The 17,674-nt window shown below is 70.2% G+C and carries 15 protein-coding genes; 7 read left to right on the top strand and 8 right to left on the bottom strand.

The annotated features are described in order from the left end of the window. Positions 1 to 30: 30 nt before the first annotated feature. Positions 31 to 768, top strand: a complete 738-nt coding sequence (locus H1W00_RS15350; protein ID WP_181756676.1) for an MBL fold metallo-hydrolase — start codon at positions 31 to 33, stop codon at positions 766 to 768. Positions 769 to 895: 127 nt separating this feature from the next. On the opposite strand, the gene H1W00_RS15345 is transcribed toward H1W00_RS15350, so the two are convergent. Both H1W00_RS15345 and H1W00_RS15340 read right to left on the bottom strand, forming a co-directional pair. Further along, positions 896 to 2,608: an AMP-binding protein gene (locus H1W00_RS15345; RefSeq protein WP_181756675.1), complete on the bottom strand. Its 1,713-nt coding sequence runs from the start codon at positions 2,606 to 2,608 to the stop codon at positions 896 to 898. A 132-nt stretch (positions 2,609 to 2,740) separates the two neighbouring features. Beyond that, complete coding sequence (locus H1W00_RS15340; RefSeq protein ID WP_181756674.1) at positions 2,741 to 3,853, bottom strand: ScyD/ScyE family protein; 1,113 nt, start codon at positions 3,851 to 3,853, stop codon at positions 2,741 to 2,743. Between the two features lie 187 nt (positions 3,854 to 4,040). Here H1W00_RS15340 and H1W00_RS15335 point away from each other — a divergent pair, with 187 nt between their 5' ends. Together H1W00_RS15335 and H1W00_RS15330 are read left to right on the top strand one after the other, a co-directional pair. Further along, positions 4,041 to 4,634, top strand: coding sequence for a TetR/AcrR family transcriptional regulator (locus H1W00_RS15335; protein WP_181756673.1), 594 nt, complete (start codon positions 4,041 to 4,043; stop codon positions 4,632 to 4,634). A gap of 48 nt (positions 4,635 to 4,682) precedes the next feature. Beyond that, positions 4,683 to 5,228 (top strand): MarR family winged helix-turn-helix transcriptional regulator, encoded by a 546-nt coding sequence (locus H1W00_RS15330; RefSeq protein ID WP_181756672.1) that lies wholly within the window; start codon positions 4,683 to 4,685, stop codon positions 5,226 to 5,228. Here H1W00_RS15330 and H1W00_RS15325 read toward each other — a convergent pair whose 3' ends face one another. The 4 genes from H1W00_RS15325 to H1W00_RS15310 form a co-directional block, all read right to left on the bottom strand. After that, positions 5,229 to 5,399 carry a hypothetical protein gene (locus tag H1W00_RS15325; RefSeq protein WP_181756671.1) on the bottom strand — a complete coding sequence of 57 codons (171 nt, stop codon included), beginning with the start codon at positions 5,397 to 5,399 and terminating at the stop codon, positions 5,229 to 5,231. Positions 5,400 to 5,648: 249 nt separating this feature from the next. Continuing rightward, entirely contained in the window at positions 5,649 to 7,442 is a 1,794-nt protein-coding gene (locus H1W00_RS15320) for an acyl-CoA dehydrogenase (protein WP_181756670.1), read from the bottom strand. 48 nt (positions 7,443 to 7,490) lie between these two features. Next, positions 7,491 to 8,195, bottom strand: coding sequence for a GTP pyrophosphokinase (locus H1W00_RS15315; protein ID WP_181756669.1), 705 nt, complete (start codon positions 8,193 to 8,195; stop codon positions 7,491 to 7,493). 35 nt (positions 8,196 to 8,230) lie between these two features. Further along, positions 8,231 to 8,857 carry a TetR family transcriptional regulator gene (locus H1W00_RS15310; RefSeq protein WP_181756668.1) on the bottom strand — a complete coding sequence of 209 codons (627 nt, stop codon included), beginning with the start codon at positions 8,855 to 8,857 and terminating at the stop codon, positions 8,231 to 8,233. A gap of 171 nt (positions 8,858 to 9,028) precedes the next feature. On the opposite strand from H1W00_RS15310, the gene H1W00_RS15305 reads away from it, so the two are divergent. The 4 genes from H1W00_RS15305 (at position 9,029) to H1W00_RS15290 (ending at position 13,807) form a co-directional block, all read left to right on the top strand. Further along, positions 9,029 to 10,120 (top strand): ferredoxin reductase, encoded by a 1,092-nt coding sequence (locus tag H1W00_RS15305; RefSeq protein ID WP_206680094.1) that lies wholly within the window; start codon positions 9,029 to 9,031, stop codon positions 10,118 to 10,120. A gap of 11 nt (positions 10,121 to 10,131) precedes the next feature. Beyond that, positions 10,132 to 11,409, top strand: a complete 1,278-nt coding sequence (locus H1W00_RS15300; protein ID WP_181756667.1) for a fatty acid desaturase family protein — start codon at positions 10,132 to 10,134, stop codon at positions 11,407 to 11,409. A 374-nt stretch (positions 11,410 to 11,783) separates the two neighbouring features. Further along, on the top strand, positions 11,784 to 13,178 hold the full coding sequence (locus H1W00_RS15295; protein ID WP_181756666.1) for a DUF6801 domain-containing protein: 1,395 nt from the start codon (positions 11,784 to 11,786) through the stop codon (positions 13,176 to 13,178). An 86-nt stretch (positions 13,179 to 13,264) separates the two neighbouring features. Further along, entirely contained in the window at positions 13,265 to 13,807 is a 543-nt protein-coding gene (locus tag H1W00_RS15290) for a hypothetical protein (RefSeq protein ID WP_181756665.1), read from the top strand. A 27-nt stretch (positions 13,808 to 13,834) separates the two neighbouring features. Here the strand turns inward: H1W00_RS15290 and H1W00_RS15285 are convergent, their stop codons facing one another. Beyond that, on the bottom strand, positions 13,835 to 14,728 hold the full coding sequence (locus H1W00_RS15285; protein ID WP_181756664.1) for a DUF3152 domain-containing protein: 894 nt from the start codon (positions 14,726 to 14,728) through the stop codon (positions 13,835 to 13,837). Between the two features lie 52 nt (positions 14,729 to 14,780). Then, entirely contained in the window at positions 14,781 to 17,672 is a 2,892-nt protein-coding gene (locus tag H1W00_RS15280) for a bifunctional [glutamine synthetase] adenylyltransferase/[glutamine synthetase]-adenylyl-L-tyrosine phosphorylase (RefSeq protein WP_181756663.1), read from the bottom strand. Positions 17,673 to 17,674 lie beyond the last annotated feature (2 nt).

Below are 17,674 nucleotides of genomic sequence, written 5' to 3'. Positions count from 1 at the left end.
CTGGAAGTCCACACGCGCGAGGGGGAATCGATGGGCATCACTGAGGTCGACAAGGGGATCGTGCGGATCGAGCAGGCCGGCACCAACTGCTATCTCGTGACGCGCGGCGAGGCACCGTACTTCATCGACGCGGGCCTGCCCCGAACGCGTGAGCTGGCCGAGCAGGCACTACGCGAGGCCGGCTACGGCTGGGGCGACGTCAGCGACGTCATCCTCACCCACGCCCACTTCGACCACCTCGGGTTCGCGGCACACGCAGCGAAGGCGGGCGCGTGCGTGTGGGCGCACGTCGGCGACCACCGGATCGCGGCCCACCCCTACCGCTACCGCCCGGGCCGGCCGCGGCTGCTGTACCCCCTCCTGCACCCGGGCTCCGTCCCGATCCTGACCCGGATGGTCGCGGCGGGCGCGCTGCGGGTCGAGGGGGTCGAGTCCGTCGAGAGCCTGCACCCGTGCGTGGAGGGTCTTCCGGCGGGGCTGCGGGTCGTCACGACGCCGGGCCACACGGACGGGCACTGCGTCCTGGAGCTTCCCGACGCCGACGCCGTCTTCACTGGTGACGCACTCGTGACGCTGGATCCCTACACCGGTCGCGAGGGTCCGCGGATCGTCGCTCGGGCCGGGACGAAGGACGCGTGCTGGGCGCTGAAGTCCCTCGACCGGATCGCCGCTACGGGCGCCCGCACCGTGCTGCCGGGCCACGGCGAGCCGTGGCTCAACGGCGTCGACTCCGCGGTCGCCTCGGCCCGCACCGCCGGCGTCGCCTGACCGCCTCGGCACGCCTCCCGCTCCCCCACGTGCCACTTTTGGAACGGGATCAACGTCGGACCATCTCGAGAAGGTTGATCCCGTTCCAAAAGTGGGCGGAGGCCGGCGGGGTACAAGCGGGACCGGGCTACTCCCCGGGCGTGAACAGGTGCTGCACCTGTCGTCGCAGTACCTTGCCGATCTGCGAGCGCGGCAGCTCGTCCACGACCTCGACCCGGCGCGGGAGGGCGTAGCGGGCGAGGCGCTGCTCGCCGTGCGCACGAACGACCTCGACCGGGGGAGCCCCGGCCCCGGGCCCGAGCACGAAGGCCGCCAGGCCCTGGTCGTCGCCACCCGCCGTGGCCACCCCGACCACCGCGACGTCGACGATGCCGGGCATCAGGCGCAGGTGGTCCTCCACCGTGGACGGGTACACCTTGAAGCCGCCGACGATGATCATCTCCTTGACCCGGTCGACGAGCGTGACCCAGCCGGTGGGATCGACCTCGACGACGTCGCCGGTGCGCAGCCACCCGCCCTCGAGCAGCTGGTGCGCGGTCTCCTCGGGCCGGTTGAGGTAGCCCGCGAACACCTGGGGCCCGCGCACGAGCAGCTCGCCGCGGCGCGCACCGCTCTCGTCGGGCTCGACCTCGCGCGTGTGGTCGTCGATGTCGACGATCCTCATGTCGGTGTTCGGGAACGGCACCCCGAGGGTCCCGGGGCGGCGGGTCGGCAGGCACGGGTTCCCCAGCGCGATCGGCGCGCACTCGGTCATGCCGTAGCCCTCGATCAGCAGTCCCCCGGTGAGCCGCTCCCAGCGCTCCACCGTGGCCGGCGGGATCGGCATGGCGCCGGCGAACCCCAGCCGTGCCTGCCGCAGTCCTTCGAGCGGCGGCTTCGGCGAGGCCTCCACGGCGGCGGCGATGCGCTCGAACATCGGCGCGACCCCGGCCATGAACGTGGCGGGCCGCCTCCCGAACGCCTTCACCACCGTCTCGGGCTCGAAGTTCGGGAACATCACGAGCGTGGCGCCGATGTGGCCGGGCAGGTTGAGGCAGAAGGTCAGCCCGAACGCGTGGAAGAACGGCAGCACGCCGTAGACCGTCTCCTCGCCCTCGCGGAACGACGCCCAGGCCTGGCCGTGGACGACGTTCGCCACCAGGTTCCGGTGCGTCAGCATCGCCGCCTTCGGTGTGCCGGTCGTTCCGCCGGTGTACTGCAGCAGGGCGAGGTCGTCGGCCCCCACCGGAGCGGCCGCGACGTCGCCCCGGGCCTGCTTCAGAAGCGTGTGCCAGACGGGCACGCCCTCAGGGACCGTGCCGCGCAGCGCGCTGCGCTTCGCCCGCGCCGCCTTCACCGGCAGCCTCAGCAGCAGCTGGGCCGAGGTCGGCAGGTCGCGGCTGATGTCCACGCTCACGACCTGCAGCGACGAGTCCCCGCTCGCGGCCAGCACCGTCGCGACGACCTTGTGCCACGCGAGCGCGTGCTGCGCGCCGCAGTCGACCAGCAGGTGCGCCAGCTCGGCCTCGGTGTACGTCGGGTTGAGGTCCACGACGACCGCCCCCAGCCGCAGCACCGCGTGGTACGCCACCAGGTGGCTCGGACTGTTCGGCAGCACCAGCGCGACGGTCTCGCCCGGCCCGACACCGAGGTCGCGGAGCACGACCATCGCGCGGCGGATCGCCCGGTCGGTCTCGGCATACGTCGCCGTCGCGCCGAGGAAGTCCGTCGCGATCCGGTCGGGCCACCGCTGCGCCGCTCGCTCCAGGCCGGCGGTGATCGGCTCGTCGGGGATGTCGATCTGCGTCGGCACACCGGGTCCGTAGTGGACGGACCAGGGGCGCTCACCGTGCTCGTGCATGTTCCTGCCTAGCGGGGTCGGGGGTCGGACGCCGTCGGGCTCCGACCTCCCGAGTCTAGGAGTCGTGGGGCGCGGCGAGAGGCGCCGGTCCGAGTACCGGCGCCCGCCGCGCACGACCCGCGTGACGTCCGGTCAGGACGCCCTGCGGAACGCGCGGTCCGAGACCTTCACCACCTGTCCGGCGCCCTCGATCCCGAGGAAGCCGGCGATCGACCACGCGGTGGCGTACAGCGACCCACCGGAGAGCACCACGCCGGTCGGCATGGTCACCTGGGCGTACGTCCGCTTGCCCCACGGCGAGACCTTGACGATCTGGCCGACGGTCGACGGGTCGAACTCCGGTCCGGGCTCACCCTCGGGCATGCCCTCCAGGACCTCGGTGACGTACATCGTGCCGTCCTTGCCCACCGCGATGCCGGTGGGCGAGGTGAAGCCCTTGATCACCTTGCGCACCTTCGCGGTCCGCGCGTCGAGGACATAGACGCGACCCTCGCCGGGTGCCTCACCGGTCAGCGCCGACACGTAGATCGTGTTGCGCGGACCGTAGGCCAGACCGGTCGGGACGGCGTCGCAGCCCGTGTGGGCGGCGTCGTTGTTCGGCCGGCCCTCGCAGGCGCCGGTGTTGACCGTCGGCGGGACGAAGAACGTCGACACCCGGCCCTTCGAGCTGACGCGCAGGACCGCGTTCGCGCCGCCGTCGGCGACGAGCACTCCCGGGTGTCGTCCTCGCTCGGCCAGCAGGCTGAACGGGTTCGACAGCGCGTCGAGCGGCGTGGTGCCGTCGGGAGCGAACTGGGTCTGGCCGTCGGGGTTGTACCTCAGCTCGTGCGCCATCAGGTCGGCGAACCCGCTGACCTTGCCCTTCGAGGCCACGAGCACCGACGAGCCGGGGTACGGCCCGGCGGGTGCCGACGGATCGGCCTCTCCGGTCACGATGGCGATGTGCTTGCCGACCCTGACGGCGCCACTGGCGGCACCGGGCCCGAGGCCGCTCACCAGGGTGCGCACGCTTCCCCGCCTCTTCGGATCGACAGAAATCACGCGGCCGGCCCCGGACTCCATGACGAGCAGCCGGTGGTGGCCGTCCTGGGAGATCTGGAACGGGCCCTCGAGGCCACCGGCCACGACGGTGATCGGGCGGGGCGCGGGGCGGTGCTTCCCGTGGGCGGAAGCGGACGGCGCGAACGCCAGGGCGACGCAGGTCGCGGTCGCGACGGTGGCGACGACTCGTACAGCTGGGCGCATCTCGGACTCCTTACGAGGGGGGACGGGTTCCCGAGATAATGTGACCTACATCACACCTAGCATGGAAGGCGCGCTCGGTGAACCCCCCGCTCGGGCCGTCCTGTGAGTGGCGGGGGGACTGTAACCGGGTGTTCCCCACGAAGCCCGAGGGGATCCCACCTAGGCTCACGGGACGGAGGTGACGGACGTGGTGAGGCTCCACGCGGAGGAACGACGCAAGCAGCTGCTGGCTGTGGCGCGCGAGGAGTTCGCGCGCGTCGGGCCCGAGGGCGCGCGCATCAGCGACATCGCCCGGCTCGCCGGGGTGAACGTCGCCCTGCTGTACCGCTACTTCGACTCCAAGGAGCAGCTGTTCGAGGAGGCGATCGTCGAGCCGATCGACCACCTCCTGCAGGACGTGCTCGCCCAGACGATCGCCGGCAGCATCAACGGGTCGTCCGAGGCGGTCAAGATCTTCTACCGCTCGCTACTCCTGGTGTTCGTGGAGTACCTCGACCTCTTCAACGTGGTGCTGTTCCGCGATCGCGACAGCGGCCAGGAGTTCTACCTGCGTCGCATCGCGCCGTTCATCGACTCCCTCGTCGACCAGGTCCGAAGCGCCGACGAGCTGTGGTCGCAGAAGGCGGACCCGAAGCTCACGGCCCCGATGTGCGTGGGCATGTGCTGGGGCGTCGCCATGGACGCGCACTTCCGAGGCATCGACCTGGACGCCGACGAGGTCGCGGAGACCTTGGCGGCGATGACGTTGCACGGGCTCTCGGGTCGACCCCCGGCGAATTGACGGCGATCCTGCTTGGCCCGTCCCTGAGTGCCCACTAGCGTCGGCGCCATGACGCACAGCGGGCCGTGGCTCGACGACGACGAGGCCGAGGCGTGGCTCGCGCTCGTCTCCATCCTGGAGGTCCTGCCGGCCGCGCTGGACGCCCAGCTGCTCCGGGACGCCGACCTGACGTTCTTCGAGTTCCTCGTCCTGGTGCAGCTGGCGGAGGCAGGTGACGAGCCGATGCGCCTGTCCGACCTCGCGGCCGCCACCCACACCTCGCCACCGCGCCTCTCGCGCGTCATCGCTCGGCTGGAGAAGGACGGACTGGTCACGCGGACTGCGGACTCTGACGACGCGCGGTCGCGCCACGCGGACCTGACCGACGCCGGGTGGCAGCGACTGGAGACCGCCTCCCCCGGACACGTCGACCTGGTGCGCGAGATCTTCGTCGGGCCGCTGACACGCGAGCAGCTCGGGCAGGCCCGCCGGATCGGCAGCCGCATCCTCGCGGTGCTCGATCCCGGTGGCAGCGTGCTCGCGGGCACGCGCGACTCCACGCGGGGACGTCAGGGACTCTCGCGGCTCCCCCAGCGGCCCGAGGTCACCGACTGATCAGGTCCGGTGGACCTTCCAGAAGCCGAGGATGAAGGTCGCGATCGCGGACCCGAGTGCCATTGCGACCCAGAAGGCCAGGTCCCACGACGTGGTGGTCGAGCCCTGCTGGGAGGGCTGCTGCACGAGCTGGACGAACGAGAACACCCACACCACCGCGGTCAGCACCATGAGACCCCTCAGGAACTGACCGCCGCGCTTCGTCGGCTGACCCGGGGCAACGGCATCGGTGTTCCGCTCGCTGGCTCGATCCTGAACACCGTGACCGCCGTCGTGGCGGAGATCCGGGGTCTCCGACGCACCCATGACTTTCCTCCTGGGAAAATAGTTGTAGGTACAACTTTCTGATTCCAGTCTAGGCCGGACCGCCGGGGTCCACAAATCGCGTGTGACGTCGCCCGCCGGACGACGGCGTCGCCGTCAGAGCGCGGCGGGATCCAGGTCGAGCACGGTCCGGTCGAGGGAGGCCAGCAGGTCGAACTGCGGGTCGACCTTCGGCAGCTCGAACGCGAAGAAGTACCGGGCCGCGGCACGCTTGCCGTCGAAGAACGTGTCGGAGCGATCGCCCACGGCCAGCAGCTGCTCGAGCCAGATCCACGCGACCACGACGTGACCGGCGGCCTCCAGGTAGACCGCGGAGTTCGCCAGCGCCAGCGCCGGGTCACCACCGGCCCACAGCTGGGACGTGACCTCGACGAGACGGTCGACCCGGGCGTCGAGCTGCGCGGCGTAGGCGGCCGCCGGGCCGTCCACGTCGGCGGCGCGCTTGATGGTCTCCTTGATCGCGCCGACGAGCGTCGCGAGCCCGGCTCCCCCGCCGGCGATGACCTTGCGGCCCAGCAGGTCGAGGCTCTGGATGCCGTGCGTCCCCTCGTGGATCGGGTTCAGCCGGTTGTCGCGGTAGAACTGCTCCACCGCGTAGTCGCGCGTGTAGCCGTACCCGCCGTGCACCTGGATGGCGAGGTCGTTCGCGACCAGGCACCACTGCGACGGCCAAGACTTGGCGATCGGGGTCAGCACCTCGAGCAGCTCGTGGGCCCGCGTCCTGGCGGCCTCGTCGGCCCCGGTGAGCTGCTCGTCGATGAGCCGCGAGCAGTACAGCAGCAGGCCAAGGCCACCCTCGACGTAGGACTTCTGTGCCAGCAGCATGCGGCGCACGTCGGCGTGCTGGGTCAACGGCACCATCGGGGCGGACGGGTCCTTCGCGCCGGGCACGCGGCCCTGGGTGCGCGTGCGGGCGTAGTCCAGCGCGTGCAGGTAGCCGGTGTAGCCGAGCGCCACGGCGCCCATGCCCACCGAGATCCGGGCCTCGTTCATCATGTGGAACATCTGGGCCAGGCCCTGGCCCTCCTCGCCCACGCGGTGGCCGATCGCGCCGGGCGCGCCGCCGGGCGTGGCGAGGCCCTCGCCGAAGTTCAGCAGCGTGTTCGTGGTGCCGCGCCAGCCCATCTTGTGGTTGAGGCCGACCAGTGCGACGTCGTTCCGCTCACCGATGGCCCCGTCCTCGACGAGGTACTTCGGCACGATGAACAGCGAGATGCCCTTCACGCCCGGGGGCGCTCCCTCGACCTTCGCCAGCACGAGGTGCACGATGTTCTCGGTCAGCTCGTGGTCGCCGCCGGAGATCCACATCTTCGTGCCGAACAGGCGGTAGGTGCCGTCGTCCTGGCGCACGGCGCGCGTGGTGATGTCGCCGAGCGACGAGCCGGCCTGCGGCTCCGACAGGCACATCGTCCCGTACCAGCGGCCCTCGATCACGGGCACGGCGTAGTCGCGGACCTGCTCCGGCGAGCCGTGCTCGACCAGCAGGTTGGCGTTGCCGGTGGACAGGAACGGGTACGACGACGCCGCGGCGCTCGCCGCCTGGAAGAACGCGAAGGCGCCCTGGCTCACCACGAAGGGCAGCTGCATGCCGCCGAGCTCGGCGTCGAACACGCCCGCGGGCATCCCCGAGTCGCGGTAGACCGCGAGCGCGGCGCTGAGCTCGGCCGGCAGGACGACCTTGCCGTCCTCGCCCACGACCGGCTCCTGCGTGTCGAGCAGCCGGTTGATCGGCGCGAACCGCTCGGTGGCGATCGTCTCGGACAGGTCGAGCACGGCGTCGAACGTGTCCCTCGAGTGCTCGGCGTACCGCTCGCGCTCGGCGAGATCGGCGGCACGGAGCCAGTCGAAGAGAAGGAAATCGACGTCCCGACGGGACAGGACCACGGACATGGAGAACTCCTGACTAAGCGCTTGCTTAGTCACTCTAGCCGACGTCCGTCAGCTGAGGGAACGGATCTCCTCGCGCAGACGGCCCATCTGGGCGTCGAGGTCGGCCGCGGTGCCGGCCACCTCGGTGAGCTTGTCGCTCAGGTGCTCGGGCACGTGCATGCCGTACTTGTAGTAGATCTGGTGCTCGACGCTGGCCCAGAAGTCCATCGCGATCGTGCGGATCTGCACCTCGACCGGCACGTGCACCGTGCGGTCGGACAGGAACACCGGCAGCTGCAGGATCAGGTGCAGGCTGCGGTAGCCGTTGGGCTTGGGCTCGGCGATGTAGTCCTTGGTCTCCAGCACCGTCAGGTCCTGCTGCTGCGTGAGCATCCGCGCGAAGCGGTAGGTGTCCTCGACGAAGACGCACGACACGCGGATGCCCGCGATGTCGCGGATCCGCTCGCGGATCGTCGGCAGGTCACGGGGGCAGCCGGTGCGGTCGACCTTGGCCACGAGGCTCTCGAGCGTCTTCAGCCGCGACTTCACGTGCTCGATCGGGCTGTACTCGTGGGCGAGCTCGAACTCCTCGCGCAGGATCGAGATCTTCGTCTCGATCTCGTCGAGGGCGAACTTGTACTCCATCAGGAAGCCCGACATCTGCTGCTGGGCCTCGCGCAGGCGGCGCCGGAACTCCACCGGGCCGTGCGGGGTCCCGGCCAGCTGGCGCAGGACCCCGAGGTCCAGTGACTCGGACGCCTCGGAACTCGTCATGCGTCCATCGTGCCCGGGCGCTGGTGAGCCCCCGCTCAACTGCGCCAGTCCTTGAAGCCGAGCACGATGAGGCGCATCTGGCGCCGCGCGCCCTCGCGGATCTTCTCCTCGAGGTCGGGCCGCCCGGCCGGCATCTCCACGACCTCCTCGGCGTTCGCGACCATGTTGCGGACGAAGAGGCGCGACACCATCTGGACGTCGTCGGCACTCCAGGTCTCGATGTTGGGCAGCCGCGCCAGCACGACCGCGAGCTCGGAGACGAAGAGGTCCAGCTCGTGGCCGATGGCCCGGCGCACGGCCTCGGACCCCCCGACACGCTCGCGCGCCACGAAGGCGAAGTCGGCCTTGTTCTCCTTGACCGCATCGATGAGGATCTGCGCCGCGGCGTCGATGATCTGCAGGAAGACCTCGGGATCGCGCGAGGCGTCGCGGATCATGGTGCGCAACGTCCCGAAGCAGCGCTCGACGAGGGCCAGGCCGAGCTCGTCCATCGAGGCGAAGTGCCGGTAGAACGCCGCCGGGACCACTCCGGCGCGCTTGGCCACCTGCCGCAGGCTGGTCTGGGCGAATCCCTGCTCGCTGCTCAGCTCGAGCGCGGCGTCGAGCAACGCACCGCGCGTGCGCTCCTTCTGGAGCTGACGCGCGTTGGCGGCCTCGGACACGCGCCCAGCCTAGGGCGTGGCCTCCAGCCACGGTTGGGTGAACACGTGTTCCACGACACGGCACGTCGTGTTGACCGACCCCGGCCCCACCTGTCATCCTTGGGTGAACAGATGTTCACTGACATTGGTGGACACCGCCCCGCTCGCCGCGCCGCTCACGACAGGAGTCCCATGGGACTGATCCGCAAGGCCTTGGCCTCACCGGTCGTCACCAAGGTGACGTCTCCTCACCATCCTGACGAGTACCTGACTCTCCTGCACCCCATGCTCACGGTCGAGGCCGTCCGCGGCCGCGTCGTCGACGTGATCCGCGAGACCGGCGCCGCCAGCACGGTGGTGCTGCGTCCCAACGGCGCCTGGTCAGGGTTCACCCCCGGCCAGCACGTGGAGTTCGGCGTCGAGGTCGAGGGCACCCGACGGGTCCGCGTCTTCAGCGTCTCGAGCTCGGCCGAGCGCAAGGACGGCATGTTCAGCGTCTCGGTGAAGGCCCACCCCGACGGCTACGTCTCCCAGTTCCTGCACGCGGGCAGCCTGCGCCCCGGCACGGTCGTGTACCTCTCCCCCGCCTCGGGCGAGTTCGTCCTCCCCAAGCGCGTGCCCGAGCACATCCTGCTCATCAGCGGCGGCTCCGGCATCACTCCCGTCATGAGCATGCTGCGCACCCTGGCCGACCGCGGCCACCGGGGCCGCGTCACCTTCCTGCACTACGCGCGCTCGCGCGACGACGAGATGTTCTCGATCGAGCTGGACGCGATGGCCGAGCTGCCCTTCGTCGACATGGTCCGCGTCTACACGCGCGACCCCGAGCCCGACGCGCGGCTCAACGGCCGCATCACGCTCGACCACCTGCACGGACTCGGCCTCGACCCGGCCACCACCCCCACGTGGGTGTGTGGCCCGGCCGGCCTCATCGCCACGGTCACCGAGCTCTACACCGACCTCGACGCGCGTGACCAGCTCACGGCCGAGTACTTCAAGGTCCCGTCGGTCGACCTCGACGCCGAGGACGCGACCGGCGCCGTCAGCTTTGACGCGAGCGGTGTCGACGCCCCGAACTCCGGCGCCACGATCCTCGAGCAGGCCGAGGCCGCCGGGCTCTCCCCCGTCTACGGATGCCGCATGGGCGTGTGCAACACCTGCGCGGTCAAGAAGCTCCACGGCGCGGTGCGCCATGTCATCAGCGGTGAGGTCAGTGCCGACACCGACGAAACGATCAAGGTCTGCGTCAACGTCCCGGTGGGCGATGTCGCGGTGGATCTGTGAAGGAGAAGAACATGTCCCTCTTCCAGCGCACGAAGCACGCGCCGATCGAGCCGCTCAGCGCCTCGGCCCACAACCAGGCGCCCGTCCCCCTGGTCGACGCGTATGACCCGAACCGCAAGTCCACGGTCGGCCTCGACCTCATGACGTACGAGCAGCTCGAGGAGTTCGGCCAGGAGCTCGACGCCGTGCGCCAGCGCGTGCTCGACAACCTCGGCCAGGAGGACGCCGACTACATCCGTCGCGTCATCCGCGTGCAGAAATGGTTCGAGGTGCTGGGCCGCATCGGCATCTTCCTGCCGATCTTCCCGCCCGCCTTCATCGCCGGCGTCATCTTCCTCGGGCTCTCGAAGATCATCGAGAACATGGAGATCGGGCACAACGTCATGCACGGTCAGTACGACTGGATGAACGACCCGATGATCGACGGCAAGCGCTACGAGTGGGACAACGTGGCCCCTGCGCAGGACTGGAAGCACGGCCACAACTTCATCCACCACACGTACACGAACATCCACGGCATGGACCGCGACATCGGCTACGGCCTGCTGCGGATCGACGATGGCCAGCCGTGGTACCCGAACCACCGGTTCAACCTCCCGCTGGCGTTCCTGCTCATGCTCTTCTTCGAGTGGGGCGTGATGTACCACGGCATCGAGCTCGATGAGTACCTCGGCGGCAAGATGAGCAAGGAGGAGTTCGTCGCCCGCAAGAAGCGCGCCTACGTCAAGGTCCGGCGCCAGCTCTTCAAGGACTACGTCGTCTACCCGGTCATCGCCTGCGCCGCGATCCCGTTCGTCGGCTGGTGGGCCCCTCTCGCGGTGCTCGGAGCCAACTTCACGGCCAACCTGATCCGCAACATCTGGACCTTCCTGGTGATCTTCTGCGGTCACTTCCCGGCCGACGTCGAGACGTTCGACGAGCAGGACGCGCAGAACGAGACCCGCGGCCAGTGGTACCTGCGCCAGCTGCTCGGGTCGGCGAACATCTCCGGCTCCAAGCCCTTCCACGTGATGACCGGCAACCTCAGCCACCAGATCGAGCACCACCTGTTCCCCGACATCCCGGCGCGGCGCTACCGCGAGGTCAAGGTGGACGTGCAGCGTCTCGTCGAGAAGTACGGCCTGCGCTACAACGAGGGCCGGCTGTCCAAGCAGCTCATGAGCGTGGCGCGCCAGCTGGCGATCTACTCCAAGAAGCCGTCCGACCCGTACAAAGTGGGCAAGTCCCCCGAGTCGAAGGCCCTGCGCCGCGCCAAGCGCGAGGCCAAGGAGGCCGCACAGGCTGCCTGACGCCTGCCCGACCCCGCCACAGAGCGCACCGAATCACTGATTCGGTGCGCTCTGTCGTGTATGTGACCCAGAGTTTCGACCGTCATTCCAGGGGCCAACCGGGTTGTGTGGCGGGTGTGACGTAAGTGGTCACTGACTTTGTAACCACTAGTTGCACTTTCGTTTTCGTGGCTCTAGGTTGTGTGGTGTCTGTCACAGCCGGCTCTCACGAGGGCACCTCTCGCGCTCTCGACGCGTCGGCTCAACTCCCAAAGAAGGACACCCTTGTGAAGAAGATGACGAAGACCGGAAAGGTCCTGGCAACAGGGGCAGCTGCAGCCCTCAGCGCCGGGGCCATCAGTGTGATTGGAGCCGCCAGCGCGAGCGCTGCGGACGTGACGTTGGAGAAGAACTTCCTCTACAAGTGTGAGGTCGTCGCCGGCGGACTGAACCTCGGCATCCAGGACATCGGCGTGCTCGCGTCGACCAGCGTCCCGGACACCGTGACCCCCGGTCAGGTGATCCCCGAGACCCCCGTGAACATCACCCTCACCATGCCGGAGCTGCTCCGCCAGTCCACCGCGCTGCTGCTCGGTGGCCGCGAGGCCTCGGGTGCGTCCACCAACTCGGCCGTCACCCTGACCACGGGTGGACAGACCACGACGATCGCCATCCCGAACCTCGGTGCGCCCCGCACGCCGATCCCGCAGGTGGCCAACGAGCCGTGGCTCATCCCCGCCACCGGACTCGTTCCCCCGATCACGACCCCGGACTACGCGGTCGACTCGGTCGTCATCGGCATGCCGGCCTCGTTCAACATCACCGCGACGATCTTCAAGGCCGACAACTCCACCATCCCGTCGACCCTCGCCTGCAACGGCCCCGCCGACCTGGCGCTGGGCTCGATCGGCGTGACGGAGCCGACCACGGAGCCCACGACGGAGCCGACCACGGAGCCCACGACGGAGCCGACCACGGAGCCCACGACGGAGCCCACGACGGAGCCGACCACGGAGCCCACGACGGAGCCGACCACGGAGCCCACGACGGAGCCGACCACGGAGCCCACGACGGAGCCGACCACGGAGCCGACCACGGAGCCGACCACGGAGCCGACCACGGAGCCGACGACGGAGCCCACGACGGAGCCCACGACGGAGCCGACCACGGAGCCGACCACGGAGCCCACGACGGAGCCGACCACGGAGCCGACGACGGAGCCGACCACGGAGCCGACCACGGAACCGACCACGGAGCCGACCACGGAGCCGACCCCGGACCCGGTCATCAAGGTGCCGTTCAAGCTCAAGGGCAGCACGACCATCAAGGCCGGCAACGGCACCGCCCCGCTGAACGGCAAGGTCGCGGCTGACTTCAACCTCGCCACCGGCCAGTTCGTCGCCGATCTGACGCTGGACAACACCAAGGCGAAGCTGAAGGCTCTCGGCTTCCTTCCGGTCGACGCTGACCTCGCCTTCACCTCGGTGGGCAAGACCAACGGTGGCATCAACCTCTCCACCGGCCAGCTGACCGCCGACTCGAAGGTGAACATCCAGATCACCTCGATCAAGTCGTTCGGTCTGAAGCTCGGCGGCGGCACCAAGTGCCAGACGTCGAAGCCGTCCGACATCCGCCTGGCGTCCAACGGCCGCTTCGACCCGCTCGCGGGCGGTACGGTCACCAGCACCTACTCGATCGCGAAGCTGCAGGGCTGTGGCCCGCTGAACGACATCCTGTCGCTCTTCGCCTCGGGTCCGGGCAACAAGCTGACCGCGACGCTCGCTCCGTGAGCTGCGTGATCATCAACTGAACACCGGGGAGGGTCCTGCCGCAGCCGCGGTGGGGCCCTCCCTCGTTCCGATCGGAAGGCAACACCATGAACAGGACCATCCGGTTGATGCTCGCCGGTGCGGCAGCGGGTCTCGTGCTGGGCGGCTGCACCGGCTCCAGCGACGAGCCCGAAGCGGCCGCGGCGACTCCCCAGGAGAAGTGGGCCCAGTCGCTGTGCCAGGCGCTCGAGCCGACCACGGCGCCCGTCGAGCCGCCCGCCACCGACGGCAGCGCGGCGGAGTCGAAGGAGGCCATCATGACCTTCCTGCGCACCCTGCGCGACCGGCTCGAGGCGCAGGCCCAGGTGCTGCAGGACGCCGGGACTCCCCCGGAGGTCGACGCGGCCGCCTACGACCAGGCGAAGAAGTCGCTCGACACGGGCGCCCAGACGCTCCAGGGCGTCATCAAGAACCTCAAGGCGGCCAGCACGGCGAGCGCCGACCAGATGCAGGCGACCCTGCTGCAGGTCAGCGAGTCACTGGCCGAGTCGTCGAGCTACGAAGGACCGCTCGCCGAGCTCAGCGCCAGCGACGAGGGGCTGAAGAAGGCGTTCGAGAAGGACGAGACCTGCGCGTCGATCATGAGCTGATCCGCACGTCGCTCGTGCCCCGGTGCCTCAGCGGTACCGGGGCACGTTGCGTTCCGACGGCTTCGGCCACGGGTTGAACGTGCACCCGTTGCGGCCCTTCGACTGCTGCATCATGACGGGGGCCTTCTGACCCTTGCCGCCGCAGGACTTGTGGTGCCAGCCGAGCCAGTGGCCGGTCTCGTGGTTGACCACCATGTGACGGTAGCCCAGCAGGGTCGTGCCCTTCGCCGCGTTCCAGGCCGGCGAGGCGTGCTTCCAGCGCTCTTGGTTGATGATCACGTGCCGCCCCACCCGGCAGCTCCAGGTGGACGAGCAGGCGCTCGAGTACGTGGGCACGCGCGAGGCCTGGGCCAGCACGATCGTCATCGAGCCGCCCGACTTCACTCGCTTGAACCGGATGCCGCCGGCACGCCAGCCCCGCGGGTCGTCGAGGATCTCGGCGACCTGGCGCTTGAACGTCGCGACGCTCGTGGTCATCTTGCCGTTCGTCGCGATCGAGTACTTCACCGTGCGGCGCACGTCGCGCACGTGCTTGACCTTGCGCCACGGCGAGCGGTGCGTGAGGGTGCGGTAGCCGGGCCTGCTGACGGTGACCCGCACGCGCACCGTGTGGCCGACGTCGCGCACGCCGAGCTTGTACTTCCAGCGGGTGGCGCCCTTGATCGGCTTGCCGTCGCGCAGCCACTGGGTGCGGATCTGCAGGCCTCCGACGGAGTAGCGGCCCACCGAGCGGGTGAGCGTCTTGCCGAACCGGTGGGTGCCCTTCACCTTCGGGCCCTCGCGCACGACGATCTGCTGGGGCGCCGGCTGCGAGGTCGGCGCCACGGCCGGCGCGACCGGAGTGGGACCGGTGGCCGTCGCCGGAGCCGCCGAGAGCAGCCCCACGGCCAGGACGAGGGGCAGCAGCAGACGCGAGAGCATGCCTTCAGGCTAACCCGCGCTCATCCGCCGCCCTGCACCTCGGGGCAGGCGGTCACTCGTAGAAGACGCGCTCCACGACCTGGCGGGCCCGGCGGGTGATCCGCATGTAGTCGTTGACCATCTCCTCGGTGTGGTCCTGCCCGATGCCGAGGAGGTGCGCGAGGCCGACGCGGTCGGCGGTGGTCTCGACCATCGACTCCGCGGGCTTGGCGCGCCACAGCACCACGCCGTTGCGGATGCGGGTCACGAAGCGCCAGGACTCGATGAGGGCCTGGGCGTCCTCGGCCGAGAGGATCTCGGCGTCGGCGGCCGCCTCCAGGGCGTCGATCGTGCGCGTGGTGCGCAACGCCGGCACCCGGTGGGCGTGCTGCATCTGCAGCAGCTGGATGGTCCACTCGACGTCGGCCAGTCCCCCGCGCCCCAGCTTGAGGTGGGTGTTCGGGTTCGCGCCGCGCGGCAGCCGCTCGGAGTCCACGCGGGCCTTGATCCGCCGGATGTCGCGCTCCTGCGACGCCGACAGGCCGCCCTCGGGGTACCGCAGCGGGTCGATCAGCTCGGTGAACCGGCGGCACAGCTCGGGATCGCCCACGGCGGCCTCGGCGCGCAGCAGCGCCTGCGCCTCCCACGTGTCCGACCACTTGGCGTAGTACGCCGCGTAGGCGTCGAACGAGCGGACGAGCGGGCCGTTCTTGCCCTCGGGACGCAGTCCGGCGTCGATCTCGAGCGCGGGATCGGCGCCCGCGGCACCGAGCATCTGGCGGATGAGCTGGGCGACCCACAGCGCGCACGCCTTCGCCTCGTCGCCGTCGGCGCCCTCGACCGGGTCGTGCACGAACATCACGTCGGCGTCGGAGCCGTACCCCGCCTCGTGCCCGCCGAGCCGGCCCATCAGGACGATGGCGTTGCGCGTCGGCAACGGCTTGTCGTGGTCCTGGGTCCAGGCCGCCTCCGCCGTGGCGAGAGTGGCCGAGATGGTGGCCGTGTTGATCGACGTCAGCGCCTCGCCGACCTCGGTGACGTCGAGCCGGCCCAGCACGTCGCTCATCGCCACACGCGACAGCTCGCGGCGCCGGATCCGGCGGACGGCGCGCACGGCGCCGTCCGGGATCTGGTGCCGCTTGGCGGCGAGGGTCATCTCGGTGTCGAGCCGGTCGAGGTCGCGCGGCACCAGCGCCTCGTCATCGCCGAGCAGCGCCACGGCGTCGGGCGCCCGGCGGATCAGGTCGGTGACGTACGTGCTGGACGCCAGCATGTGCGCGAACTGCTGCGCACCGGTGCCCTCGTCGCGAAGCTTGCGCAGGTACCAGGGCGAGTCGCCGAGCTCCTCGGAGATCTGACGGAACGCAAGCAGCGCCGCGTCGGGCTGCGGGGACTCCGCGAACCACGAGAGCATCGCCGGCAGCAGCGAGCGGTGGATGGCGGCCCGTCGCGTGACCCCCGACGTGAGCGCACCGATGTGGGCCATCGCGCCCTTCGGGTCGCTGTAGCCCAGCGCCGCGAGCCGGTCCTGCGCCGCCTCGGTGCTGAGCCGCAGACGGTCCTCCGGGAGCGACGCCACGGCCTCGAGCAGCGGCCGGTAGAAGATCTTCTCGTGCAGGCGGCTGACGATCCGCCGGTGCGCCTGCCACTCCTTGACCAGGTTGTCGGACGGGTTCGTGGTGAAGCCCATGCTGCGGCCGATCCGCCGCAGGTCGTCGACGTCCTCGGGCACCAGGTGGGTGCGACGCAGCCGGAACAGCTGCATCCGGTGCTCGAGGGCACGCAGGAACTCGTAGGCCTCCTCCAGCGCCGAGCCGTCGCGGCGTCCGACGTACCCCTTGTCGGTGAGCGCCCGCAGGGCCTCGAGCGTGTTGGGGCTGCGGATCTGCTCGTCGACGCGGCCGTGCACGAGCTGCAGCAGCTGCACGGCGAACTCGACGTCGCGCAGGCCGCCGCTGCCGAGCTTCAGCTGGCGGTCACGGTGGGCCGCCGGGATGTTCTCGATGACGCGGCGGCGCATCCGGCGGACCTCGGGCACGAAGTCGTCGCGCTCGGCCGCCTTCCACACCATCGGCTGCAGGGCCTCGAGGTACGCCTCGGCCAGCTCGCGGTCGCCGGCGGCATACCGCGCCTTGAGCAGCGCCTGGAACTCCCACGTGACCGCCCAGCGGTCGTAGTAGGCGACGTGGCTGCCCAGGGTGCGGCTCAGCGGGCCGTGCTTGCCCTCGGGGCGCAGGTTCGGGTCGACCTCCCAGATCGTGCCCTCGGCGGTGTGGTCGCCGCAGATCCGGATGATCGCCCCCGCCATGCGCGTGGCGGCGGCGGCGGCGCGCTGCTCGTCGGCGCCCTCGACGGGCTCGTGCACGAAGATGACGTCCACGTCGCTCACGTAGTTCAGCTCGTGGCCGCCCGTCTTGCCCATCGCGATGACGGCCAGGCGGACGAGGTCGGCGTCCTCCTCCTCGTCGCCGGCGATCCGCAGGGCGGCGTCGAGCGTGGCGACCGCGAGGTCGGACAACTCGGCCGACGACTGCTTGAAGGTGGTGTGCGCGTTGAGGTCGCGTGCGGCGATCGCGGCCAGCTCACGGTGGTAGCGCACGCGCAGCGCATCGGGATCGGTCACGTCGGCGAGCCACTCGCGGTACTCGGGCTCGGTGGCCAGCCGCTCCAGCAGGCGCTCCCCCACCAGGTCGAGCACGTACTCGGGGTGCCGTCGCCAGAACTCGCCGATCGCGCGGCTGGTGCCGAGCACGATCATCGCGCGCTCACGCAGGACGGGGTCGTCCTCCAGCGCGGCCATGAGCCGCGGCCCCTCGTCGGTCTCGGCGAGCGCCACGAGCGATGCGAGCGCGCCGTCGGGATCGGCGACCGCGGCGATCTGGTCGACGAACTCGGGCGAGACGGAGCCCAGCCGTGCGAGGTTCGCGGTGGCGGTCTCCGGGTCCGAGAAGCGGGTGCGGGTCACGG

This window comes from Aeromicrobium phoceense (assembly GCF_013868155.1).
GTDB lineage: Bacteria > Actinomycetota > Actinomycetes > Propionibacteriales > Nocardioidaceae > Aeromicrobium > Aeromicrobium phoceense.
The sequence above is the reverse complement of the archived record's forward strand: the minus strand, read 5'-3'. Positions and strand labels throughout refer to the sequence as shown.